The sequence below is a fragment of the Acetivibrio cellulolyticus CD2 genome (assembly GCF_000179595.2).
GTDB classification, from domain to species: Bacteria; Bacillota; Clostridia; order Acetivibrionales; family Acetivibrionaceae; genus Acetivibrio; species Acetivibrio cellulolyticus.
In genome coordinates, this window is sequence record NZ_JH556653.1 from 354,711 (window position 1) to 380,414 (window position 25,704).

Consider the following 25,704-nt stretch of genomic DNA (forward strand, 5'->3'; position numbering starts at 1 on the left):
CTTAAAATTTGAACGTTAAAGTGCTTTTCTTTCAGTCTAATCACTAATATAAATAGTGAAATTTCTATATTTAAAATGCCTATTACTTTAGCTAAATAGGAACTATTATTTAGCTTATATCATAATGAAAATAACAAAAGATGGGGTTAATGCGGTATCATTTTGCTTCCTAGCCAATGTATAGATTGACATATATTATAATATAAAAATCATTGTTACTTTCCTAGTCACATTTGTAAGAACTTAATATAACAAATGTTAGTTGCGAAATCATTTTCCTCAATTACCTTTTTTAAACAAAAATCTCGGAGTTGATTTAGACCCACATCAACACCGAGACTTTAAATAATAAATTCATAATCTATCCATAATTTGATTAATAACATCTACATACAATATTATTCCTCAAAAGGAATCTCAACCCTTATATTAAATCCACCCTCATCAGATGAACCAAACTCAACTTTTCCACCAAGAATCATAACATTTCTCTCAATGCCTCTAAGACCTCTTCCTTTTTTAATTTCCTCACAACCGATTCCATCATCTGTCACAAATAGTTTTATCAATCCGTCTTTATTTGTTAATACAATCGATATCGTGTGTGCTTTTCCATTAAAAAACGAGTTATTTACAGCTTCCATGCATATCCTGTATATCACATATCCATGCCTTTTCTTATTGATGCTACTGTCTTTAATGCCATTATGGTAAAACTCCAATTCCATACCAGCTCCAATAACTTTCTTAAATAATGACTCAAGAGCATTTATCAGTCCGACACTTTCTATATCTACAGGCAGTAGTTCCTCAAGTATTCTCCGTATGTTTATCCTTACTCCCTTCACAGTGTCATAAGCTATATTTATGCAATTTAAAACCTCTTCCTTCTCATCAAAATGCTTGACAGCATATTCAAGATTCATCTTTATGACATTTACCATATTACTTAAATTGTCATGAATATCACCAGATATCCTTTTTCTTTCCTCCTCAAGCTGAGCCTTTATGAGGTCGGTATTATTTCTAAAAAAGTATATCCTGGCAACATTCCTCCCCTTTTTATCCGTCAAAGGCTTCATATAAAAAGAATACCTTTTTATGCTGCGATCTTCAGTTTCATTTTCTGAGAATATTTCAATCAAATCATAGTAACTCTTGTCAAAGCTTTCCTTTAAGAAGCTTTCAAGCTTATTAAACTTTCCTATGTCAACTGTATATTTTTTAAGTTTCGAAAGCATTTCATCAATGGTTTTACACTCCTCAATGGCAATAATTCTACCAAATTGATCACTTGATGCTTTATTATACTCCATTATACGATTCCTGTTGTCTGTGATGAAAACAGCCTCTTCCATGTCAAAAAACATATTGTGGGTTGCAATGGGAATTATGTTCATAAATTTATACTTTGATATTGCCATTGTAAAGAAAGAAAAAAGCACCGAAAAACTTGCAGGTGTAATATCAAAGTATACAAACCTAAGTATCCCAAATCCTGTTAATGCGTTTATTGCAGGTGTAAATGCAATGGCTACAATGATCAATACAACCTTTTTCACATTTGTGTTAAATTCCCTAGAAACCTGATACAATATAATGCATAAGCTCACCGCAAGATAACTGTAAGTAATTACTAAATTGGCTATAAAAAACACACCCCACTGGGTATATGCAGGATTCTCAATTGTTTTTTTTACTATAATCAGATAGAAATAGTCATTGGTTAGTGCAGGCAGATATGTAATTGCAAGCGGAAACATTATAATCAGCATGATAAGCTTATTTTTGGGCGATATAAAACCTGCGTAAAGCAAAGCAAAAATAAGACCAGCGCCACCTACAAAGCTTAAGGGAAACAACGAAAATCTTACGGCAAAAAGCAGCTCTTCAGTGGTAGTAGATATGAATTCAAGCGTAGAAAAAAACAGCCACATGATCAGCAGCCCTTCTGCCAAACACAAACTATATAGTACCGGTGTCCTTTTTGCCTTAAAAAGCAAATATGAAATGGTTATTGTACCTTGAAGCATAACTATTACATTAATTATGAAACATATTTTCGTAGCAGTAAGCATATTTACCCCTTATCTTGACTTTCTATAAAAATAATATTATAAAAAACTATATATTTAAAGTCACATTTGTTAGAATATTTCATTTGCATTATAAAACACATCATGACAGAAAAAGGCATATTACCCCGGCTAAACCAAATATGAATTTTTTAAAGTGGTCCTTACATAATGCGTGCAGGCACCAGGGTTGTTCAGTAATCATCAGCCAGGATACTAGTGGATTTCTGGCTATTCATGCCATAAACAAAGATTGATGCGGTGCAGCGAATGCAATACTATATTAGTGAGAACATAAACTCACCGATAACATTAAGTCAACTTGCAAAAGCAGCAGGATACTCACAATGGCATTGTGCAAGAATTTTTAAAGAACTTACCGGTAAGACACCATTTGAGTATATACGAGCATTAAGGTTAAGCAAAGCAGCATTGTTACTAAGGGATAATCAGGTAAAAGTTATAGATGTGGCTTTTGACTTTGTCTTTGACTCCCATGAAGGATTTACAAGAGCTTTCATTAAACAGTTTGGAGTACCTCCAAAAAGATATAGCGATAGTCCTGATCCAATACAGCTTTTCATGCCCTATCGTATACGTGATTATTACCTTACTATGCATAAAGGAGAGATGAAAATGTCTGAGAGAAAAGCAACAAGCACAGTTTTTGTGCAGGTGGTTGAAAGACCTGCGAGAAAATTGATACTTAGAAGAGGAATCAATGCTACAAACTATTATGAGTATTGTGAAGAGGTTGGCTGCGATATCTGGGGTGTGCTGTGCAGCGTAAAGGAGGCAATGTATGAGCCTGTAGGTATGTGGCTGCCGAAGAATATGATTAAGTCAGGGACCTCGCAATATGTTCAAGGCGTAGAAGTACCTCAGGATTATTCTGGAAAGACACCTAAAGGGTTTGAAATTATAGATTTACCTCCTTGTAAAATGATGGTTTTCCAGGGTGAACCACATGATGACGAAAAATTTGAAGAAGCAATTGAAGATTTATGGGAAGTAATGAAAAAATACAACCCACAAATTTACGCCTTTGATTGGGCAGATGATGAAGCTCCAAGATTTCAGCTTGCACCACAAGGCTTTAGGGGATATATAGAAGCCAGACCAGTCAGGCAGATAAACAACAAATAAAATCTCCGGGACATCGAGTGAGACCACTGAAAAAGTATCAATTACTTTAAATTTGCACTCTGAAAACCAGCATGGTTTCGTTGCAAATTTTCAAGAAAAAACGACTTTCTCAGTGACCTCCATCGAGTTCCTCTGTTTTTGTCTCTTTCACTCCGTTCGAAAGATGGGGTAAATTTGGCATCTCCATTTGCCGTTTAAAAACACTAGGGATAACTTCCACTATTGATACAATTTTATAGTAATGCACTCAAAAAATTAAAGACTTACTTATTCAGATTCATCAAGCATCATTTCCTTCAAGCTTATTTCTGAATGTTTATACCTTCTCCTCTTTTGGGTTACATTTCCATACTCAATCGCTTTATGCGGACACCATTGTATGCAAGCCATGCAATGTTCACAGTTGTTTCCCCATGTAGGTTTTCCGTCGTTTATATTAATGTTTCCAACAGGACAAATTTTGCTGCAAACTGCACATCCATTGCAGCTCCCATTTTCATGAAAGTTGACTGCCATAGCTTTAAATTCTTTCACTTTTTTATATGAATACTCAGTAAATAGATTTGATATAAAATTTCCTTTCGGAATAGCTTGGCTTTTTCTTTGTAAAACATTTTCGGCTATAATCCCGACTCTTCTTTTCTCCCATTTAGACTGGAAATTCGTGATAGCTTCCGGAAAAGCACCATATTCAACTATATAATTTCCCGGCATACATAACGAAAAAGCCGCATTTAATACTCCCCCACTATTTTTTATACACTCATATAAGTCTTTGAATACTCCCCCGTATATTCCTCCATAAGTAGCAACAGCAAAAATATAATGAGCTTTGCTAAAACTTAACCTATTAACGAACTCCCTCACAATGTTCGGAGGCAAGTAATAATAAACCGGAAAAACAAAACCAATCCTTTCATAGTTAAGTTCTAAACCTTTCTCTTTAATTGCATTTGAAATTGCAATCACCTCAGTGTCCCCAATTTTATTTGCAAGCTTTTTAGCAACTGCCAGGCTGTTTCCAGTTCCGGTAAAGTAAAAGATAACATTCTTCATTCTAAATCATTCCTCCTATCCTATACTATATTTATATATTCATATTTTTACACTTTTATAACTATCGAATTGTTTTTTAAAAAATTATACCTGCGGAAAAATTGTGCTGAGTTCCTTTACAATTTCTTTATTTATCCTGGCAACAAGAAACTTTCCCTTTTTTTCTGTGGTTATTAATCCTACATTTGCAAGTTCTTTTAAGTGGTGAGAAATTGTAGGGGCTCCGATTTTAAAACATTTAGTTATTTCAGAAATGAGGCAATCTTGCTCCTCATAATCCTTTTCCTGACATTTAGCTATTTCCAGGAATAGTTCCAAACGATGCGGATGTGATAAAGCTTTCATAATATTTGAGTATTTTTTTGTATCCATAACTTCTCCAACTTTCTACAATTCGATAACTATCAAAATAATATCATATTTTTCTTATTTGTCAAATAGTTTATATAAATCTACCTAATTCGTAACTTTAATTCTGTAAGCAGATGAAGCTATTAAGCATTTGCGATACTTCCGCTCTGGTTGCTGTTTTTTTTGGGGCGAAAGTGTTGTTACCTAAACCGTTTATTATACCAAATCTGTAAATTGTATCTACTGAATTGACAGCCCATGAGCTTACACTGCTTCTGTCTGTAAAACTTCCAGTATTTGCAATATCAAATTTAATATCCTCTGCTCTGTATTTTAAGTAATTGTAAAGAATGTGTGCCATTTCTTCACGTGTGATTTTACGTTCAGGCTCGAACATATTACCGCCCACACCTTTAATAATGCCAGTTTCTTTTGCCCATGTAATGTATTTTGCATAGTACGCATTACTGTTTACATCACTAAAGGAAGGTGCCTTGTCACTTAACAAACCATAGCTGCGTTCGTCCAGACGCCCAAGTACTGTTGCAAACATTCCGCGTGTCATAGCTCCGTTGGGGTCAAAAATTGCAGCTGATGTACCTTCGAATAAACCATAGTCCGTCACATATCTCACTGCAGCACAATACCAGCTGTCCTCGGCCGTATCACGAAAGCGTACACCCTGTTTCGCAAATTGAAGCGCTGTATCAACTTGAATCACTCCCCATCCGCTGTCCTTATCATATCCAGGTGCACCCAAATCCTTTGCAGAGGCACAAAGTATACGCCTTACAACTGCAGGTTTCAAGTCCTGCTGCAACGATAATAGTAACGCAGCAGTTCCCGAAACAAAGGGAGCAGCATAAGATGTTCCAAAAGTTGAAATGGTTTTTCCTCTTATGGTAGCCACTTTAAGATTTATGCCCGGAGCACATAGTGCCACTGAAGCATTACGCTGAGAAAAGGCTGCCACCTCACCATTTTCGTTAAGAGCGGCAACACCTAATACAGTATTATAGGCTGCCGGATAGTATAAGCTTTCCGCCTTATAAGCATTATCATTGCCAACTGCAGAAACCACAACAACTCCACAACTTTCAGCATAAGCCACTGCAGAGCGCAGCGCGTCATCATCTATTGCAGTCCCCATGCTTAAGTTTATAACCTTGCAGCCGAATTCGTCCACTGCATCACAAATTGCCTGCGCCCACAGGGCACAGCTACCTATGACATTTTTACCATCAGCACCTAAAGTGGAGCATACCAATGGCACTAATACAGCATCTGGCGCAATACCACTAAGTCCCTGCTTCTCCGCTCCAACAATGATACCAGCTACAGCTGTACCATGTCCCACTTTATCTTCAGTGTCCGCACTTGGGTCTATGTAATTTTTACCTTGCATTAAGCGCTCTGGACTTATGCTTACAGTGGATATTCCGGTATCTATAACTGCAATACGCACACCCGCACCACTTGCATCCGTTGTGTAATCGCCAATTTCACCAAGTGGCCAACTTTCTGACGCCATTGCGGTCTGACACATCATTATAAGTATTACAAAAGGTATAATAATTTTTGCTTTCATCTATTTTGCTCCTTTTATCTAAAAGTACATGCCCCAGAAATTTAAGGCAAGTACTTTTAGATAGTTTTAATGTTAGTTACCAAAATCACCTGCAAGTGGAGTCTGATGAAAATGCGATTGTTTTTAGTTCGGAGCTGTCAGAGGGCCGACTTCAAAATCATTTACCGCTTCAATTTGTGATATTGTCGGATTTGAAATCTGATTATGCAGTGTTATTGCTCCCGTTGTGGAATATGCTGTTGTTCCACTTATGAAGTAACCGAAGCCGTTTGCGCTGTTAAACTGGAAGCCCTCGTCCCACAATGAACTGATGTTTCCGACTGCGACCAGGCCCTTTGCCCAGTTAGCCCCATACATGCCGGAAAGAGAAGTCTTGCAGGAGGCTGTAAGGTTCACATTATTATCAGAGCCGATCAGCGAGCTTGGATATAAGTTTGCAGAGGTCCCTTGTACAACCGGGTTACCGTCAGCTTCGTACATATAGAGCGCTATCGGATTGGTCGCGTCTCCTGTTTTACGTATTACGAAATAGCGACCTGCCAGCATTGCATCGCTGAATTGATGACCGCTGGACGCGCCTGCCGTCCCAAATGAGGAGTCATATGCATTTCCATTGATTTTTGTTCCCGATACTATAAAGTCGAACACTTGATATTTGGCACTGTATTGTGAATTAAAAATTCCGCTGCTTAATGAAGGCTTCCATTGTGCATAAAGTATAACGGTACTACTATCTACAGTGGTAAGGCTAGAGACGGAAGCTTTGTTCTCGTATTTTGTGCCGCTGCCGTCCAAAAACGTATTCCAGCCTGTGAAAGTATAGCTGGTCCGTGTATAACCATTTGCAGTAAGGTTCTGGGCCGCACTACCGGAGAAACTCTGGTCGGCCATGCTGCCGGTAGCGTCATCAGCGTTTTTGTTAAAGCTGATTTTGTAGTTGACTATCGCCCATTGTGCCTTATAAGTTGTGTCTGCCGCCGGCATGATGCCCGCTACCGCAATATCCCAACCGCTAAAGCTGTAACCTGGTTTTGTAACCACAGGAGCAGTGATAGAAGCACCGTATTTGATGCTAACCTGTACTCCGCCATTACCGCCATTAGCGTCGAACTTTAGGGTGTAGCTGTTGCGGGTATAATAATAATTTACCACTGTGCTGCCATCTGCTTTTATGTTTACTGTCTGTGTTGAAGGTGTTGTGAAGCCAGCATAGTTGTTGACGTCGGGCGTCACATTAGCATCTGTAGCACCTTTGAGGTCTTGTGTTTCATATAGAGTATAATTGTTGTCAGCGACATTCTGTTGGTAATGCTTCACCTTATACGCAGTACCTGTGTCCGCTGTCCACTGGGCGGTGTAGGTTGTACCTACCGCTGGCATTATGCTATCCACCGCTGGTGACCAGCCAGTAAGAGTATAGCCTGCCTTTGTCACATTAGGTGCTGCTATGGATGCACCGTACTTCACCTGAGTTGAGCTTCCACCTGTACCTCCGTTTGCATCAAAGGTCAGTGTATAGCTATTTCTGGTATAATACAGCTTTAGAACAAGACTTCCATCTCCTGCTATTGTACCAGATTTTACTGTGCCGGAAACATTGCTGTCATAAGCAAAGCCAGTATAGCTTTTTGCTGTTGCTATACCTATTGCACCTGCTGTTCCGCTCAGGCTTTCGGTTTCAGCCAAGGTATAATTATTATCATTTATATTCTGTTTATAATGCTCAACCTTATAAGCTATTGCGCTGCTTGCCGTCCATTGGGCTGTGTAAGTTGTATTCTGTGCCTGCATTGTACTATCCACAGCAGGTGACCAGCCATTAAGCGTGTACCCTGCTTTTGTAACAATAGGTGCTGCTATGGATGCACTATACTTCACCTGAGCTGTGTTTCCACCCACACCGCCGTTTGCATTAAAGGTCAATGTATAACTGTTTCTCGTGTAATAATACTTGAGAACTGCACTGCCATCAGCTTTGATGGTAATGCTCTGCGCCGTTGGTGCTGTAAAACCTTTGTATGTCTTTCGCGCTGGACTAACATTAGCATCAGTCGTACCCGTTAGGCTGTCGGTATCTATCAAGGTATATAAATCGTTGTTAAGATTCTGTTGATAATGCTCCACAGTATATTTTGTGTTTGTCGCCTGTGTCCACTTTGCATAGAGTATGCTATCCTCTGCTGGCATTTTGGCAGGAACTGTATAAGCCTGTGTGCAATTTTGATCCTTATACCAGCCGCCAAACACATAGCCCATCTTTTGTGGGTTGGAAGGAGCTTTAATTGCAGTGTTGTATGGCAAAGAAATCGCTCCTACTGCACTTCCTCCACTTGTATTGAAGCTTATGGAATAAGCACTTTTTAAATTATCCCAATGCAACAGAATTTTACGCGATATAGGGGTGGAAGTGAAGGCTAAAGGTGCTCCCTTCCAAGTGACAATCATTTCGCCATCCTCTGTAATTTTACTGCCTGGTGTTACAGTTACTGTGTTATTAGCTGGATCATATTTAAAATCACCATTGGTCATCTCGATTGTGAAATCCTTGGAATCATCATAAGTCTTTTGGTCCGTTTCTCCTGTTTTCATGTCCATGTAGCTCATATTAAAGGTATTATCCGGCAATACATAGCTTGTTGTTTTCTTTGCCATAGAAACTTTTGGCGTGTCATCCCCACTGTATGAGAAGTCATATACATTTTGCTGTGATCCAGCAAAAAGAAGCGGCCATTGATTTTCATATAGTGTCGGGTTATATTCAAACGTACCATTGAATAGCTGTGCCTTGAAACTTATCTCAAGGTAAACTCCAAATTCCAAATACAGCGCTCCTGAATATTTAGATGTCTTTCCCGTCGATGCCGTGTACGTAAGTTCATAGTAGAAATATCCCCACAGTTGTACATAAGCACCAACTTCTGCCACAAAGCCTATGCTGTCCAGTTTCAAAGAGAACAATCCCGCACAAACCTCCAGCCGGATACCTGCACGCAAGCCCAGTGTACCCATTACATAGAATGTAAACTGATACTTCTCTTCTACCAGATTTATAGTATCATTACTTCTTTTTTTAGAGAAAATTTGAATGTTAAAAATATATCTCTTTGCGTTTTCGTAATAGAAATCACAACCGAGGGATATATTCATTTTTGCACTTACCACAAAGCTCACCTTTACGCCGCAAACCAATATATGAAACGGATCAACAGAGCTTTCCTGTGAAAAAATTTCTTTCTCAAATAAGTCGATCCAATCACTGTCATTTTCAAGCATTTTGCTGTACTTATCCGCCAATGTACCTGCCACAGTGTCTATACCGTCGCCAACGTACTCATCTTTTTTATCCATAAGCTCTTTTATTTGTTTACCTATGTCTTGAACCTTGCTTTCATCATCCCAGTCCCATTCTGCATCCTTTTCAAATGTACCAATAGTAGCATTTACTCTAATACCCGTATAAGTATAGGCATCGATATTTGCATTTAAGCGATAGTCTGCAATATAAGGAAAAATCCACTTCCATTTCCAAATCGCTCCACCACTGACACCAATCTTGACACGTACTTCTTGCTCAAATGTACCTGATACATGGATAACAATCTCATTATCTTCCCCTGCATCAATAACTATATCACAGCCAACTTCAAGAGCACAGCGCACACCGGACAACCCTGCAAAGTGTTCCAATTTCGTGCCAAGTCTGGCATTAATGGTCTTGTTTTTTACTTCTACTTTACTGCCTGCCATAAGTATGACCTGATCCTCTGAAACCGGCTTTTCATCAGAAATCGAAACATTATAGCTTTTGAGGTCAAAATCGCTGTCTAGATTCTTGAAGCTGTCGGTATCTAATGCCATAGCGGCTAAATATCCAGAGGCCTGGTCCATAAATCCGCTTGCCACCGCCTGCTGCTCAATTTGTGCTTCAAGTGCTGGTACATCAGCATTTGCTAATAGTTTCTCTCCCTCCACGTATTTTTGGTTGTAGAGATCCATAGCGGCTGTAACTTCGTCTTCTTTGGCATCTGTATAAGCAATTATATAGTTATCCCCGGAAGCAGTGACGTCTGTAATTTTACCATACCCGGCATTTGTTGACGATTCATCACCAAGGGTTCCCGTATAGAAAGAAATAAAGTCACCTACATCCGTAGTAGTATTAGCATTAAGACCCATTTGCGAATATTTTATGTCACTATAGTTCATAATGCTTTTATCAACAGTAATGGAATTATTCTTAGTATCTCCGTCGATATCTGCAATATTGCTAACCGGTAGGATATCCGGCGTAAACAGAACCTCCTTGGAGTCTGCATTTTCATATGTATATGTATTATCGCTAATTGCGGTAATAGTAACATATGCAACCGTTCCAGCATCTGTTTCTCCTGTATTCAGGTTACGCTGATCCGGTCTTATACCCTCATAAATAACAACAGTTGAACCAACTTCGATTCCATTTCCACTATATGAAAACGTGCCACTATTTAGATCCACCGTACTCAAATCAGTACCACTATTATTCACACTAGCAAGTGGAACCGAAAGTACTGAGACACTCTCTCCATTTTGTGTCATATTACTTACATCTGATGCTGGAATATAAACCAATCCGCTGTTTAGACCTAAATTCATAACAGTCTGTTTTGCAATGGTAAAAGTATAGATTGTAGTAGATTTGTCTTCACCTGTAAAGGAAAGGTTTTGGTCCTTGAGTGTTAGTTTATAGCTAGCTCCTTCCTCGAAGGCGCCTCCTTGTGCCGAAACGGTAAAGTTTCCTCCAGATCCTGTTACTGCAATGCCTGCAAAATCAGGATTTGTTGGTGATTCAAAGGTAATGGCTGCTTTAATCTGTTCTGCAGTCATATTGCCTGTGGCATCGTCTACTCCAATAGTGAAGTTCTTCACCTGATCCAGTTTACTGATCGATGGAATGCTTTGAGTTTCATTAATGCTGCCAGCAGCATATTTAGCATACAATGTCATATCTGATGTCAGAGTATCACTGTCACTGATTAGTTCTGAAAAATTACTGTCTTTATACCAACCTAAGAATATGTAGTTCATCTTATATGGAGTTGGAAGATTATTCAGTGTAGTTCCTTTTGTTAGAGTCTGGCTATTAATCTGATTTCCGCCATTTGTGTCGAAAGTAAGGTTATATGTAATCGAGGAGCTTTTCCCAGTTTGTACTGTTTTTGATGGAGTTGGGGTTTGGATTGGAGTTGGTGTTGAGGTTTTAATTGGGGTTAAAGTGGGTTGATTATTGATTTTCCAAACCTTCACTGTTTCACTGGTATGCTTACTGAAACTTGCTGCCTCAGCACGAGTTGCATTGGATTCAGGATTGAAATTTCCCTCATCATCTCCTTTAAGGAGTCCTGCATTCCAAAGCTTTAATACCGCATCAAGCGCCCAAGGAGAAATAGTGGATATATCTTTTGGCTGAGATGTTATCTTGGTGTCTGTTTGGTAAGTTATTTTATAACTTTCAAAATAACTTACTGTCAGTGTAGCCATCTGCTCCCTTGTTATAGTTTGGTCGGGTGAAAAACTGCCATTGCCAGTTCCGGCTGTGATACCTCTATCCGCCGCCCATGCCACATAAGGAGCATACCACTTATCCATCGTCACATCTGAAAATGCTGAAGTTTTGTATTTACTTGTATCAACCCCTGCAATTCGTCCTAATACAGTAACATACATGGCACGAGTCATTGTACCCTCTGGTGAAAAGGTATTGGTACTGGTACCACTGAATATGTCACTTCGCTTAGCATACATAACTGCATCATAGAACCAATCTGTTTTACTCACATCCGTAAATGGATTTTGAGTTTCCTGCTGTAAAGACGATACAGACTCATCATCACTTGTTGTAGCGGCAAATAAACTCATTGGTAGCATGGATACCGCCATACAGAGTATAAGTACTAAACTTATAACCCGCCTTAAAATTTTCTCTGTCATATACCTTCCCTCCTGTAATATGGGTTTGTAGGTAATTCATTGCAGCTATTTCAATATTTCATACATAACTTCATTCCATTAACAGCTTTTTCTTTAATATTAAAACAGTAACCCTAAATGAACCCTAAATGAAAAATGCCCTAAAGGAATAATTTCTCATTTAGGGCACTTCTCTCAAAGGCTTAAATTTTGCCAGCTTTATAGTTTTTTAATAGACATGTAAAATTTCACAGAAAAAATTTTTTAACTTTTTAAACCAACTACTCTTTTCTTAGATGTGACTATTCTGTAACTTTCTGTAATTCTATTCTGGTATATATGATAAATGCCAAGTATCCAAAAACATTAAATATGAGGAAAACAAATATCCAACCCGGTTTTAGTCTTTTTTGATGAATGCTCTCCAAGCGTTTCACAAAGCAATTGTTCACTCATTATTATGTAACCTCATATCTTATATCAAGATATGTTTTTAGGTGATGAATATCATATCTACTTTGGCTTATGTTTCAAACGCAAATAAAGTATCCGTTATAGATACAGGCACAAACACAGTTATTGATACTGTCGTTGCTGATGCCTACCCTACAGGCATTGCAATAACGCCAAATGGTAACTTTGTTTATGTAATAAACAATGTTACTAACGATGTTACTGTAATCAATACATGTGATAATACTATCATAGCTAATGTACGTGTTGGCGAATTTCCAATCGCTGTAGCAATCACACCAAATGGAAAATTCGCTTACGTTGCCAACACTTTTTCTAATACCGTATCTGTAATAAATACTATTACACTCGAAATTGTCGCTACCATTCGTGTTGGTAATTTCCCAGAAGGTGTAGAAATCTCCTGCGATATTAATAATGCAACCAGTGGATGTATCGAATCAAGCAATTTATCTTGCAATTGTAAGATATGTTGTACAGTAAAAGTAGCAGGAGTTGTTAAAGCAAAGAAATTGGTACAAATTGAAGTACCAGTTTTAAGAAACTGTGAATCAAAACAATGTTGTCCTTACGAAGGGATACCAGTTGCACCTGGTAAAAGTTATCCTCTACCAATTGAACCTTCTGAAGTAAGTAAGATTAAGTTTGCTGCAAGGACTAACCCTGGTATGACTTCTCGATTTACAGCATTTCTTAATGTTATACCATATACTTTCACAACTGTAACCGAGGAATTAAAACCATTTGAAATAAATCTACCAGGCAACCCATATCCAATTGAAAATATATCACTTAAAAATTTAGGGAAATCAACTATCTATGTTTACAAATTAACTACTGAATAGTTTTCCTGCTCCTTCATTTACTGATAAAGACTAGTCCAATCAGACAGATAGTGATACCAACAACTTTCGTCCAAGTGATTACTTCATGATAAAGAAAATAACCGACGAAAATAAGAGCTATTGCAAGGATTGAACTATAAAGCAATTGACCTGAGTTAATATTCCAGCCGGCTTTATACATGTATATACTGCCGGCTTCCAAACCAACAATGGCTATTCCAAGCACAAAAGCCGTCCAGTTAAGGTGATTATATTCCCGAAGCAAATTCCCGTCTCTATTAAGAACAAAATACATAACTCCTGATGTAATTGCTCCAATAATGTAAGTTATTGTCAAGGAAGCGAGTGGATTAATAGAATCCGGTGTCTGCTTGGAACATATATTATAAAAAATATTTGAAATCACAATCAATGCTATCGGCCAGTATATATTCATTGTTTTCCTCCCTTTAGTGAGTCCAGCTAACAAATTCTGATGGTTCAGTTTTGCATCATATACAATGTTTTCTGATTCATATTAATTTCATACATAGTATGACCTAATTGTAAATAAAAACCGTATGCAAGATTAGCCTCGCATACGGTAGGTACTCATCCGATGAATTCTTTTTACAGATTGTATTGTAGCAAATTTCTATGTGGAGAGTCAAGCTAAAATAATCAACATTCAAATCCGAAATGCCCTTTTCATCCAAATCGTTATCTCCCTAAATCAAAAATAATTCTTCATCAGAACATCAACCCATTCCGGCGTTTTTGCTTCCTGCTTCATGTCATAAACCGGATAATAAGGCTTGATATCTAAGACAGGCGTACCGTCAATTGCATCAAGACCCTTGACCCTTAAAATATTATCCTGAACCGAGACTATTTGTACTGATGTAATTCCTATTGGGTTTGGCCTGTGTTTTGCTCTTTGAGAGAATATTCCTTCAATTGGCATATCGTCACGTCCTTGTGGCCTTCTTTGAAGATCTGTTTCTATACAAAATGAAGACTTATGCATGAAATAAACTATTATAGCATGCGAAAATTCCTCCAGTCCTTTCAATCCCGCGGCAAATTCACTATCAACAATTATTTCCGATTTAACCTCACCCCAGTTATTATCAACACCTTCTATAACCGGAGATTTTACAATACCTATTGATTCTAATTTCAGTTCCATATGTTTCCCTCCATTATCCAAAAAGTAAGGTTTTCGGCGTCCATTTGCTTTACCTGAATATTTGAACACCCTTTTTTGTAAGTGCTTTATGAGTCTCTGCAATCATATTAGCAGAAAAATCTATTCCAATAACCTTACCTGCTTCTCCTACTCTTTCCGAGGCAGGAAATAATGATGCACCTTTTCGGCAAACAATATCCAGAAGTTCAAAATAGCCTGCCCTCGGAATTTTGCCTGAGTAACTATGATATAGTGTTTCTGCATATGAAAAATCCCACTTAAGCTACTCAAAAATTAAGTGAGATTTTTATATGAATTATGAACTTATTTATACAAACCTACATCTACCAAACCATAATGAACTATATCAAAGGTCTGCCCAGCTTCATTATTTAGTTCTACTCTTAGTTTTTCAACACTGGTAATATCTACATCAAAATCAATAGGAAGTACTCCACCTTTCATTACTGCTGATGTATATAAAAGCTTGTTATCACCGTATAGCTTTAAATATCCGTTAGTTTGTGAAGATCGTGTATCATATGAAAGAATAAATTTACCCTTTATTTTTGAGTACTTTTTGTTTATCAAATAATCTGTATAGATCGAACCTGTTCCAATAATTCTGGTATCTGATGCTCTGCTACAGAAGTTGCCTGTAGAATCCTTAAAGCTGTCTTCATCACATACTTCCCATGAGCAAGAATCATTTGTGTAAGAATTAAAATAGTCAACATCATTAAGCCAAACCATGGATTCATCAGTAACTTGGGGCTCACCTATGTAAATACTTTTGGTCTTTCCGTCCCACTTAACTTCCTTGCCTAATGCTTCAGAAACCGCCCTTACAGGTAAATATGTAGTTCCATCGCAAATAAAAGGCTCTACGCTCTTTCCGTTCCCATCTTTAGGACTAATCAACTTATCGTTAACATAAATTTTTATATTATCGTAACTAACCTGAATTGTTTTTAAAACTGATGAAGCATATGAAGTAGTACAGAATATTGCAAAAGTAGCTAAACAAAAGCATACAACTTTTGAGTATTTCCTAAATATCATAATTTGAAATCCCCCTCCGACAATTTTTTTAATTTTACTGGTGAATTTTATCATAAACTATTTATTTTTTCAATGTTATAAATTGCACTAAACAATAATAAGTTCTTAAAAGATGTGAATGCTAAAATATATTAACATTTAGCGATAAATAAGTCTTGACATTTTTCTATCGATTATTGTAAATTCACACCAACTAAACTAATGCCTTCAGTTCTTGAAACATGCCAGTAATTCAATGCTTACCAATGTTTTAGTATATGGTAAGAGTGGACAGCTACTTTTGCCCATAAAAGCAACATTTGACGCTTTCTAAAATAATTTTGTTTCATTATCAAATAACGACAATGGCAACATTTCATAAATATGCCTTAAATTCCGGTATAATTTCACCTCAATAAACATTGAATTCTCTGTGTTGCTAAAGCGCCCTTTTTGTAAATCAAGCTAAATTGTAATCCGTTGACATAGAATTTAATAACTTCTATACTTATAATTGAAAATGCATAGATGTACTTGTATGGAAATTTCAAAAATACGCATGTTATGCATGCGAAAAATTAAAAGGTGACCGTATGATTAAAAAATTTTTAGCATACTTTTTGGTTTTGTTTGTTTTGCTTTTATCGGGTGTGAATGTTATGGCATCCGAAGTAGCAAATCTTGGTTTTGTGGAAACTGATGTAAATTTGTTACCTGATGGTGATGCCATTGTTTCATATACTGTACGGTATAATATAGTGCCGGGTAAAACGATGCGGTCATTTACTTTGGCAGGTTTTGACAGACTTACTCCCATCTTTGACAATGAGAATTCATGGGTAATAACAGACGATAATAAATCCTATGGTATTAATATAAATGATCTTGGCGGCGGCAATTATAAAATAGTTAATGCTAATGAACAGCGCTTAGGTGGAAAACACCTTACATATAAATTACGCTTTGTAGCTGATATGGCTACTGCAGGATATCTTGCCAGAACAACTTCGAATGACGGCATGAAATTAAGGGTGTTTAATTGGGCACCCGTTCAATGGGATGAGCCAATGGATCACTATACTGTGACAATAAATTATCCTTTGGTTTTTCCTAAGGATTCAGGCACAAGAGAAGAGGTAGAACAATATTTACTTAAAAATTATTTTGCAACGGAAAAATGGATGAATGAAAGTTATAGAATTGATTATAGAGTGGAAAAGATAGAGTCAAGTCCGAGAGTACAAGTATTACTTCATAAGGATAAGCCTGAAGCAAAATTTGATTTTAAAATTCAGCAGTACATTGCCGAAGATATTTTTAATCAGATGTCTAATTCTGATAATTCGAATGCTGTAGAATCAAATGATACGGATTATAACAACTACGAGAAAAGCAATAATTATAATGACGATAATGAATGGACTAGAAATTATGAACAACAGGATAAATCAGCAGGCAGGAATGTTTTGTTAATTGCTATGGGTATTTTGTTCTTGCTTACTATTGGAGCAGTCGGCAAAAAGCATAAATCAATGGTAAAAGCTCAAGCTACTTTGGACCAGGTTCAGTGGGCTAGAACGGATTGGGAGCCGCCAAAGCTTGAAATAGCATCTTTTAGAAAAGACGGCACAATTGCTGAGAATTTGGATGAAATAGAGGTGGCTCTTTTCCTTGGAACTCCATATAAAACCATACTTTCTGCTATTTTATCTAAGCTTGTTGCTTTAGGGTATTTGGAAGAAGTTTCACCAGACCCGCTTAGAGTACGTCGTATTGATCAAAATAAACCTTTATCTGATTTAAACGACTATGAACGTTTAATGTATGATGCTTCTGCAGATGGTGAGTTTAGCGGGAGAGAGATAGAGGGTATATTGCAAAAACTTGTGGATAATGTTCAAAAAAAGACCTGGGATTGTGATATAAATGCTACAAGGAAGTATTATGAGGATAAAATGGCAGAAACATATAAGCAGCAAAAATCAACTTCAGTAAATGAAGCTGATAAAATATACAGCGGAGATCATTATTCCAATTACTGGCCTTATTGGTACTTATACTATAATAACACAATATACGACAGATATGAAAATGACTTTAACAGATATGAGGCATCTATGCCTGCAAATCCTGACAATGTGTCATTTAATTCAATTGTAGATTCAAAAGAAGGACAATTTGCATGTCATTCGGCATGTCATGATGCATGTCACTCAGCCTGCCATGATGCGTGTCATTCCGCATGTCATTCCGCATGCCATGACGCATGCCATTCCGCATGTCACTCGGCATGTGTAAGCGGAGGTGCAGATTGAAAAAATACAAATTATCATGGGTTGATGACTTCCTCAATAGAATAAAACCGTATGTATATATGCGGCTTAGTGATAATGTGCTTATTCGTATGCCAAATGAGGCCTTTAAACTTAATCCTACAGGCGCTCGTATAATTGCCTATGTTTTGGAGGGTGGTTCTGTTCAGGATTTTATTAAGGCAAGATCTGATTCGCCTGAAACAGAAGCACAATTAGAGCAGTTTTTTAAAGACTTTTTACGTATGTGGAATAAGGAAGTGTGTGATAACTATACAACTGCGGCTATACACAGGACAGAATTTAGTCTTGGCTATATCAAACTTCCGGTATTGTCTGAAGTTGCACTTACCTACGCGTGTAATATTAAGTGCAAGTTCTGTTATGCAGGATGTACTCAAAAGAAAGATCAGGAGCAGCTTGACACGGAAGGTTTTAAAAAAGTTCTCGATATTATCCGGTATGAAGCAGAGGTACCGAGTGTTTCATTTACAGGAGGAGAACCATCTACTTACAAAGACCTGCCTGAGCTCATAAAATATGCTTCAAAGACAAATAAGATGAGAGTAAATCTCATAACCAACGGCACTCTTATCACTCCCGGCAAAGCAAAAGAGTTTGCCCGCGCAGGTCTTGCATCGGCACAGGTAAGTATTGAATCTCCGTATGCTTCCGAGCATGATGCGATTACAGGGATTCCGGGTTCACATGCTGCTTCAGTAGCTGGACTTAAGGCACTTAAAGATGCAGGGATAACTGTACATCCACACTTTACCATATGCAAGATGAATAAGAGTAGCTTATTGGAATATCCCGCTTTTTGTAAGAGTATCGGAGGAGAGAGATTTTCATCAAACATGGTCATACCGGCCGGACGAGGCGGAGATGATGAATTGACTGTAAGTTACAGTGAAATAGGTGAAATAGTAAAAAGTTTGCAAGCTGCAGCTTCAAAAACAGGAGTTAAATATATGTGGTATTCACCTACGCCTATATGCTTGTTCAACCCTTTAGCGGAAGGACTAGGGAATAGAGGGTGCAGTGCCTGTGAAGGACTGCTTTCTATAGATCCGAAAGGTAATATATTGCCTTGTTCAAGCTGGCCGGAGCCTATTGGCAACATTTTAGAAGAGGGTTTTGAATCGGTATGGTCCAAAAAGAGAAGTGAGTGGATTCGAGGGAAGGGAGCTGCACCTGAGGAGTGTAAGCAATGCAGACATTTTGCAGCTTGTCAGGGAGCTTGCCCTCTATATTTTAAAGTGCATGGTTGTGCAGAACTACATTCTGCATGGGAATCTATGGGGTTGTCAAAGGGAGGAGCATAATATGAATAACTGGATTCGAATACCGGGTTTTCCACCGCCCGAAAAACAGAGCAGTGTCAGGTTTTATGTGTTTAAAAGTCTCTCTTATTCTACTAGGATGATGCTATATTTACTACTTATAGCTGCAGGTTTTTTATTTCAAGTTTTAATGCTTAAGGTTTGGCCGGGAGCTGTTTTTTTAATTTGTGCCACTGTACTGAACTTAGTCCGGGGCTATGACAGCCGCGTAAGATTAAATGCTTTTCATATTGACAGCAACTGGACACAGGTTGATATGGAGAGGATTCATCAGATTGAAGAGCTTGATAGTAAAACAACAAAATGGGATAAAGATATACTTGATATAAGCAACGGAAGAGGCTCTTATATGTTTGTATTTATAGTTATGGTGATTATAATAACAGCTAGCCTTTTTGGAAGTAGTCCAGCTTATGGAACAGTAGTGAAAATTATTATAACAGATATAATAATTCTTATACTGCCTTTGTGGTTTAATGGAATACGGAGAATACTCAAACAGGGCAATTTAGGTATTAAAGTAGATATAATAAGTAAAATGGAAAAAGCTTTTCAGACTATAAAGAAAGCCGGAGAGAATTTTAAACCAGCACTAATGCTTTCGAGAGATAAGAATGGGAATAGTGTTCCGAAAGATGCCAGATTTACTATTACATTTGACAATATGCCAGCAGATTTTTATGGCATTCAGGCACATGTTAACATAAATTTGATACAGGGCGCAAGTTATCCCTATTTTTACTGTGTAATAGCCGCTAAAACAGGTTTTGGGTTGGAAAAATATAAAAGTCAAATCCCAGTTCCCCAAAATGTTGTTGTAAGTTTTGAAAAGGGTACTGCTGAGGTAATTGTTATTAGACAATATACAACAAATACATCAGGATATCATACAAAGATAAATGACTGCAGTAGAATAATGGATACAGCTGTGAAAGCTGCCAGAATAATTCTTGGTGATAAGCAGCAATAAGGCAGTTGTTAAGGTTAATTATATTTGATCAACTGCTCATAAAATTGCTTTTTAAATTAACTTTGTGGAAAACCTGTTGATAATATGTGTGTAAATTGTGGATAAGTTTTCTGCATACTAAGGAATCAAATTTTTCGTTATTCAGAGTAGGAATATGTTCCAGAACTAAAAAGAAAGCCCGGTCCACCGTTTTATAGGTATTCCGGGCTGGTTTTGCAATCAATTATTATTTGTATTCTGATCGCTGGTATTTTTAGTTAAATGTATGATTGCATCAGGTTTGGATGAAGGACCTATAGAACCAAAATATATTTCCACATCTTTTGTTTCCTCAGAGCCTGTATCAATTGGAGTTATGTAGAATCCTTCCTTTGGATTATCATCTCCAGTTGGTGTAAATATATTACTTCCCACAATTCTCCAGAAGTAACCAAAATCTATTTTTTCATAATCTACACCGTTTTCTGCACTCCCTGATAAGCTAAAGTAAGTTTTTGCCCAACCGTCTGCATATAAAGGTCCATGACACTCAGTTACAGCTGAGACCCAAATTTTATTCGATGAAGATTTTTCAACAGTAATTTCAACTCCAGGATTTTTTTTGACATCTATACCGCCAACTTTGTAAACCGTAACCATACCAGTTCCGGGAGTAGGTGTAGCAGGCGTAGATGTAGGAGGTATTGGAGTGCTTGGGATTATATTATTAGAAGATTTCGGAAAATCAGATATCATACCAAGTAAATATTTTCTTACATATGCAAAGTCAATAGCATTAATTTGTTTGCTGTCATCTACATCAGCACAATAAAATCCTGATTCAACAGGAAACCTATCAATCAGACCCATTATATATTTTCTCATAAGCATAAAGTCAAGAGAATTGACTTTATTATTTCCATCAAGGTCACCAACTATAGCATTACCGCTATCTCTTGCTCTTAAATTACTTAGTAGTTCAATATCTCTATTCCCTTTATACGCTTTGATACTTGCACTGGCAGCAATATCAGAAGATTGTGTCAGTGGAACTACTCCTTCAAATTCTACAATTTGATCAGTATTACCTGTTATACTAGGCGAGTATTCATATGTTTTTGTATTACCATTGTTTGTGATACCAAGAGTAATACCGGTTGCATCGATTTTTGCTCTTAGGTGAGTTTGTGCTATAAAGGATGCGCCGTTATCACCGGGCACAAAATCTTTCAAATACCATTCATTGTATATATAGGCATTAATGCTTTCCTGCTCGCCCATTTCATCGTATTCAGCAAGAAGATTTTGCTTTAGTAATGCTAAATCTCTAGAGTTTATAATTCCATCAGAATCTTGATCTATTAAGTTGTTGGCATTTTTAAGAAAGTCTGTATTTAACTTTCCCTTTCCTATTTTGACTCTTACAGTTTTATCACCTTTTTTAGCATTAACGTATGCACCAAAATTTATTGTATCGGATTCTCCAGAGCTAAAACCAGTCAAAACTATTTTAACTTCCTGATCGAAATTTCCATTGTCATCAATTTCTATATTCTCAGTTAATGAAGGAAACTCAGCACTCTCAACAATAAGACTATCAGCATCTGTATTTCCTGTAATATGTACGTTTGCATATACCTGAATATAAGTTACGTCCGGTGGTATGAGCATATGCTGAATAGCTAGTTCAAAACTAGGCTGCCAGTCATCGTTTAAATTTAAAACTACGTCTCCTGAAATACATGTATTGTATTCAGGGTCGGTCTGTTCAGCAAAAACATTAATACTTCCAAACATCATAACAAAAAATACTATAGCTATAAGAAGTTTTTTCAACCTTATTCCCCCCAAAATTTATATTTTTTGTGCAGAAAAATTACATTTCATTTTAAAGGATCAGAACTTCACCTCCCCAAGCAAGACTTCACATAAATCCCAGCTAAATTATTATTTGGTTTATACCCCCTCCTTAAAAAGTCTTTTGAATTACTATATCTAAATAATACCATATAAAATAAGAATAATCACACTATAAAGCAAATCTATTTTAGTTATGTTCACTATGGTTATGGTGCAATCATTTTAAAATTCGCCGACAATAAAATTTCTGGAATAGCTAGTGCTTTTTAACATTACTAATTTCTAGTCTTTCATAATGTTAAAAATGCACTTTTAAGTAATGAGGAAAATATAATTTCCACTTTTCACGCGGCCTGTTTGGCATAAAATAAGGCCTTATGTGAAAAGTGGAAGTTATTTTATAGATAGCATAACATTTAAATTTTCTCTATTGTGAATCTACCAAATTCCCTGTTCTTTACAAGACTTCTCAAAAAGCCTTATCCATCTCTTCTATTGAAGCATAGTTACTTTCCTTCCACCCTCTGTGCACAGACGCTCCCATAGCTTCAAGACCAATTATCATTCACTTTCCATCATCCTTTTCCAGTGTGCCACAGAATTTTGATAAGTCTATTCTGAAGTAGTAATATTTTTCCCACTTGACTTTTCTACCGATTTGAATATGGTTTGTTCCTCCTCGGTTTTAACATCATAATTGACAATTTCAAACTCCCCTGCATTTTGCTCAGTAATATTGTTTTTATCAGCACCCTCAGGTAATATCATTTTTATTGTTGCTATTCTTGATTCATCAATCCAATATGCACGGAAGGAAAGAAAATCATCTGAATTTATTTCTCCCTGGTCCTCTGTACTCATGTAAGCACACCCATTCTTCCAGCTAAAAATCATATTTTTCCCACTGGAATCTAATCGGAAGCCCCAGGAGTTTTCATCATAATATTTACTGTCAAATTGATTTAATATCCCTTCTTTAGTATCATATACTCTAAATTTATCAGGGCTGTTAAAAACTAAAAACCTAAAATCTTCTAAGTACACATTATCTCCAACTTGAGCACTCTGATCATCTGAGGCCTCTTCAAATGTGCCTCCCTTTTTATCAAAGTGATATTTTTTCAAAACGCCATCTTTCAAAGCCACAGAAAAATTATCCTTGGAATTTATAAAAAGTGGATTAAAGTCAACATTTATTTTTACACCAATCTCATAAGTGTCTTTTTTTAAGAAATATATATTTCCATCTGAATAAAATGATACCTCTCCCTCATCTGATACAAATATTTTTTCAATATTAAATGCTGTATTCTCTATTTCATAGAATTTTTTATTAGTAGCATTAAAAAGTTTTATGTTTGAATTTGCATTTTTGTTAGCATAAACATAAAATCGTCCGTTAAAAGACCAATTATCAATTATATTTTTAAAATTCCCCTTTTCGATGATATGATATTTGCCAGTGTCTGTTTCCAGCATATATATATTAGAATCAAGCTGGTAATCTTCACTTTCATAAAGACAATTTCCTATAACTACATAATTACCATTCGAATTGAATCTGAAATCGCTTACCACTGAGCCTTGAACATGGTCTGCATTCATGTTTTTCAGGTCTGCAACTTTATATATTGATCCATTTTTGTAGCCAACCAAGGCTGCATAACTTTTAAAAAATATTTTTTCTCTACTTCCATAAGAAATAGTCCAAGGGGCTACCCCAAGTCCATCTTTGTTTAAATCCTCAACTAACTTTTGCCCTGTGATCTCTGAAGTCTTGTTGTCAACCTGTTCAATTTGGATCTCTGATAAGGAAGACTCTATCTTAACTCTATCACTTTTATTTAATATATTCCCAACTGCACTCTTAACAGCCTCCCTAAAAGGATTGCAAAAGAACATCATAGCTATTATTAATACAATACCCAGAGCAGGAACAAATCCTTTTAGTAAAGGCTTCATATTAAAACCATGTACCAACTTATGCCTTTGTTTGTATTTATTAGTATTAATTTTAGAAAGAATACTTTCAATCGGAATCTCTTTAATCTCTGTCTCCTCTTTAGCAAAGTCTAAAAAGATCTTATCTTTTCTAATCATATCCTTGCAAATTTTGCAATTTTCAAGATGGTTTTCAAACTCAGCTTTATCTTCCATACATAACAAACCATCATTATACTTTTGAATATAGTATCCATCATATTTGCACTTCATAATACTCATCCTCCCCAAAACTTTTACCATGCAATTCACTAAGCCTTTTTCTTGCCCTCAATATTCTCATTTTTACCGATTCAGGCGACTTCTTAAATATTTCTCCAATCTCTTTAAAGGAAAGTTCATGGCAATATTTCAAGATAATCATTGCCTTAATATCTTTATCCATTGATTTAAACATTTTTTGTATAAGATCTTTATAGTACAGATTTTCAAGATACCTATCCGGCTCAAAATCACTTGCTTTTAAAATAAAATCATCCAAATCCTCTGTTCTTAGAAGTTTCTTTTTCTTAGAATCCTTGAAAGTATTTATGGCAACTCTGAATATCCAAGTTGAAAACTCCCAATTATCACTATATTTATGCAGGTTATTATAGACCTTTATAAATATTTCCTGAGCCAAATCTTTTGCATCCTCAGTATTAACACCCATTTTAATAATAAATGAAGTAATCTTTGGATAATACTTATTCACCAGATTTGGAAACAGCTCAGTGTTTCCTTCTATGATCTGTTTTACAATTATTTTGTCAGTATCCATTTCTTCTCTCCTCATTTACCTATGGCCCATAGTACATTTTTGCTTCTATATATTCTTATACGACAAAGCTATGTTAAAAAGTAACACTATAATTTAAAAAGTACCAACTTTTATTTTACCTATTTTATATGGATTTGAGTATGTGTAATTTAATAGTGTTATTAGAGTATTCCATGCCTAAGAAAGTAAAACCATCCTAATTTCCTTATTTGATAGGAATTTGATTTTAATATAATTTAAATTTAGGATCTGAATATTGGGGTAATGCTCGTACTATCCAAAACAAAAAAACCCAAACTGCTTTCGCAATTTAAGCTTTTTCTTTTGTCTAAAATGAGCGTCATTTATACAATTTAATTTATCCTGGTTCGTTGCACCCGAGTGGGCATTATTTTTTCGAAGGGGCCTACCCTTAGTTTCTTTATCAACATAGACACTAAAACCTACGAAAGCGTCCTCATGATTATCAACTCCGTATGCTATCCCAGATAGGTTGCGGGTTTTATAGGGAATAGTTACAAGACAATCATCAGTACTCCAAATATTTGTATTCAGATCAACTCTGTGCCTCCATATTTTCAATTATTTCATTACGCAAATGATCAAGATCATTCAAAGCATTAGGAAAGTAGAAAGAAAACATTGAATATTATCATAAATTTTAATATCGTCATCCTCTAACGGTTTTTTAGACATAACCTCATCTCCTTAAAATTTATATTTGTTTTACTTTACTATATGAATTATTATTTAACATTGTGTAACGTATTATTTTAATTTAATTAT

The 25,704-nt window shown here is 36.4% G+C and carries 17 protein-coding genes; 5 read left to right on the top strand and 12 right to left on the bottom strand.

Going from position 1 to position 25,704, the window contains the following annotated elements:
- Nucleotides 1-398: 398 nt before the first annotated feature.
- A complete protein-coding gene (locus tag ACECE_RS0203800; protein WP_010244301.1) occupies nucleotides 399-2,078 on the bottom strand; it encodes a sensor histidine kinase in 1,680 nt (559 codons plus the stop codon).
- Between the two features lie 267 nt (nucleotides 2,079-2,345).
- On the opposite strand from ACECE_RS0203800, the gene ACECE_RS0203805 reads away from it, so the two are divergent.
- Entirely contained in the window at nucleotides 2,346-3,221 is an 876-nt protein-coding gene (locus ACECE_RS0203805; RefSeq protein WP_010244303.1) for a helix-turn-helix transcriptional regulator, read from the top strand.
- A 267-nt stretch (nucleotides 3,222-3,488) separates the two neighbouring features.
- Here ACECE_RS0203805 and ACECE_RS0203810 read toward each other — a convergent pair whose 3' ends face one another.
- From ACECE_RS0203810 to ACECE_RS0203825, 4 genes are all read right to left on the bottom strand, one after another.
- Nucleotides 3,489-4,277, bottom strand: a complete 789-nt coding sequence (locus tag ACECE_RS0203810) for an EFR1 family ferrodoxin (protein WP_010244305.1) — start codon at nucleotides 4,275-4,277, stop codon at nucleotides 3,489-3,491.
- A gap of 84 nt (nucleotides 4,278-4,361) precedes the next feature.
- Nucleotides 4,362-4,649: an ArsR/SmtB family transcription factor gene (locus ACECE_RS0203815; RefSeq protein WP_010244307.1), complete on the bottom strand. Its 288-nt coding sequence runs from the start codon at nucleotides 4,647-4,649 to the stop codon at nucleotides 4,362-4,364.
- A 97-nt stretch (nucleotides 4,650-4,746) separates the two neighbouring features.
- Entirely contained in the window at nucleotides 4,747-6,216 is a 1,470-nt protein-coding gene (locus ACECE_RS26510; RefSeq protein WP_010244309.1) for a S8 family peptidase, read from the bottom strand.
- A gap of 123 nt (nucleotides 6,217-6,339) precedes the next feature.
- Nucleotides 6,340-12,186, bottom strand: a complete 5,847-nt coding sequence (locus ACECE_RS0203825) for an InlB B-repeat-containing protein (RefSeq protein ID WP_010244311.1) — start codon at nucleotides 12,184-12,186, stop codon at nucleotides 6,340-6,342.
- 479 nt (nucleotides 12,187-12,665) lie between these two features.
- On the opposite strand from ACECE_RS0203825, the gene ACECE_RS29010 reads away from it, so the two are divergent.
- The gene (locus ACECE_RS29010) at nucleotides 12,666-13,484 is read left to right on the top strand and encodes a YncE family protein (RefSeq protein WP_083878518.1); all 819 of its coding nucleotides are present in this window, start codon (nucleotides 12,666-12,668) and stop codon (nucleotides 13,482-13,484) included.
- 13 nt (nucleotides 13,485-13,497) lie between these two features.
- Here ACECE_RS29010 and ACECE_RS0203840 read toward each other — a convergent pair whose 3' ends face one another.
- The 4 genes from ACECE_RS0203840 to ACECE_RS0203850 all read right to left on the bottom strand — a co-directional run bounded on the left by ACECE_RS0203840 (nucleotide 13,498) and on the right by ACECE_RS0203850 (nucleotide 15,714).
- Entirely contained in the window at nucleotides 13,498-13,920 is a 423-nt protein-coding gene (locus ACECE_RS0203840) for an EamA family transporter (protein WP_010244315.1), read from the bottom strand.
- A 276-nt stretch (nucleotides 13,921-14,196) separates the two neighbouring features.
- Nucleotides 14,197-14,652: a tRNA (N6-threonylcarbamoyladenosine(37)-N6)-methyltransferase TrmO gene (tsaA, locus tag ACECE_RS0203845; protein ID WP_010244317.1), complete on the bottom strand. Its 456-nt coding sequence runs from the start codon at nucleotides 14,650-14,652 to the stop codon at nucleotides 14,197-14,199.
- Between the two features lie 49 nt (nucleotides 14,653-14,701).
- Nucleotides 14,702-14,881 (bottom strand): methyltransferase domain-containing protein, encoded by a 180-nt coding sequence (locus ACECE_RS32265; RefSeq protein WP_117385758.1) that lies wholly within the window; start codon nucleotides 14,879-14,881, stop codon nucleotides 14,702-14,704.
- A 95-nt stretch (nucleotides 14,882-14,976) separates the two neighbouring features.
- A complete protein-coding gene (locus ACECE_RS0203850) occupies nucleotides 14,977-15,714 on the bottom strand; it encodes a stalk domain-containing protein (protein WP_010244319.1) in 738 nt (245 codons plus the stop codon).
- Between the two features lie 572 nt (nucleotides 15,715-16,286).
- Between ACECE_RS0203850 and ACECE_RS0203855 the strand changes: the two genes are divergently transcribed.
- The 3 genes from ACECE_RS0203855 to ACECE_RS0203865 are packed head-to-tail and all read left to right on the top strand — an operon-like array spanning nucleotide 16,287 to nucleotide 20,318.
- Complete coding sequence (locus ACECE_RS0203855) at nucleotides 16,287-18,008, top strand: hypothetical protein (protein ID WP_010244321.1); 1,722 nt, start codon at nucleotides 16,287-16,289, stop codon at nucleotides 18,006-18,008.
- Entirely contained in the window at nucleotides 18,005-19,330 is a 1,326-nt protein-coding gene (locus ACECE_RS0203860) for a radical SAM/SPASM domain-containing protein (RefSeq protein ID WP_010244324.1), read from the top strand. The genes ACECE_RS0203855 and ACECE_RS0203860 overlap by 4 nt, the downstream gene beginning before the upstream one ends.
- A gap of 1 nt (nucleotide 19,331) precedes the next feature.
- Nucleotides 19,332-20,318: a hypothetical protein gene (locus tag ACECE_RS0203865; protein WP_010244327.1), complete on the top strand. Its 987-nt coding sequence runs from the start codon at nucleotides 19,332-19,334 to the stop codon at nucleotides 20,316-20,318.
- A 219-nt stretch (nucleotides 20,319-20,537) separates the two neighbouring features.
- Here the strand turns inward: ACECE_RS0203865 and ACECE_RS0203870 are convergent, their stop codons facing one another.
- From ACECE_RS0203870 to ACECE_RS26520, 3 genes are all read right to left on the bottom strand, one after another.
- On the bottom strand, nucleotides 20,538-22,133 hold the full coding sequence (locus ACECE_RS0203870; RefSeq protein WP_010244329.1) for a dockerin type I repeat-containing protein: 1,596 nt from the start codon (nucleotides 22,131-22,133) through the stop codon (nucleotides 20,538-20,540).
- A gap of 636 nt (nucleotides 22,134-22,769) precedes the next feature.
- Nucleotides 22,770-24,371, bottom strand: coding sequence for a hypothetical protein (locus ACECE_RS0203880; protein ID WP_010244331.1), 1,602 nt, complete (start codon nucleotides 24,369-24,371; stop codon nucleotides 22,770-22,772).
- Nucleotides 24,355-24,918 (bottom strand): RNA polymerase sigma factor, encoded by a 564-nt coding sequence (locus ACECE_RS26520; RefSeq protein ID WP_010244333.1) that lies wholly within the window; start codon nucleotides 24,916-24,918, stop codon nucleotides 24,355-24,357. The genes ACECE_RS0203880 and ACECE_RS26520 overlap by 17 nt, the downstream gene beginning before the upstream one ends.
- Nucleotides 24,919-25,704: the final 786 nt, after the last annotated feature.

Excerpts from the sequence above, each read along its gene's own strand:
- ACECE_RS0203815 (WP_010244307.1), bottom strand. The coding sequence starts at position 4,649 with ATGGATACAAAAAAATACTCAAATATTATGAAAGCTTTATCACATCCG.
- ACECE_RS0203800 (WP_010244301.1), bottom strand. The coding sequence starts at position 2,078 with ATGCTTACTGCTACGAAAATATGTTTCATAATTAATGTAATAGTTATG.
- ACECE_RS0203805 (WP_010244303.1), top strand. The coding sequence starts at position 2,346 with ATGCAATACTATATTAGTGAGAACATAAACTCACCGATAACATTAAGT.
- ACECE_RS0203850 (WP_010244319.1), bottom strand. The coding sequence starts at position 15,714 with ATGATATTTAGGAAATACTCAAAAGTTGTATGCTTTTGTTTAGCTACT.
- ACECE_RS26510 (WP_010244309.1), bottom strand. The coding sequence starts at position 6,216 with ATGAAAGCAAAAATTATTATACCTTTTGTAATACTTATAATGATGTGT.
- ACECE_RS0203825 (WP_010244311.1), bottom strand. The coding sequence starts at position 12,186 with ATGACAGAGAAAATTTTAAGGCGGGTTATAAGTTTAGTACTTATACTC.
- ACECE_RS0203880 (WP_010244331.1), bottom strand. The coding sequence starts at position 24,371 with ATGAAGTGCAAATATGATGGATACTATATTCAAAAGTATAATGATGGT.
- ACECE_RS26520 (WP_010244333.1), bottom strand. The coding sequence starts at position 24,918 with ATGGATACTGACAAAATAATTGTAAAACAGATCATAGAAGGAAACACT.
- ACECE_RS0203810 (WP_010244305.1), bottom strand. The coding sequence starts at position 4,277 with ATGAAGAATGTTATCTTTTACTTTACCGGAACTGGAAACAGCCTGGCA.
- ACECE_RS29010 (WP_083878518.1), top strand. The coding sequence starts at position 12,666 with ATGAATATCATATCTACTTTGGCTTATGTTTCAAACGCAAATAAAGTA.
- tsaA (WP_010244317.1), bottom strand. The coding sequence starts at position 14,652 with ATGGAACTGAAATTAGAATCAATAGGTATTGTAAAATCTCCGGTTATA.
- ACECE_RS0203855 (WP_010244321.1), top strand. The coding sequence starts at position 16,287 with ATGATTAAAAAATTTTTAGCATACTTTTTGGTTTTGTTTGTTTTGCTT.
- ACECE_RS0203840 (WP_010244315.1), bottom strand. The coding sequence starts at position 13,920 with ATGAATATATACTGGCCGATAGCATTGATTGTGATTTCAAATATTTTT.
- ACECE_RS0203865 (WP_010244327.1), top strand. The coding sequence starts at position 19,332 with ATGAATAACTGGATTCGAATACCGGGTTTTCCACCGCCCGAAAAACAG.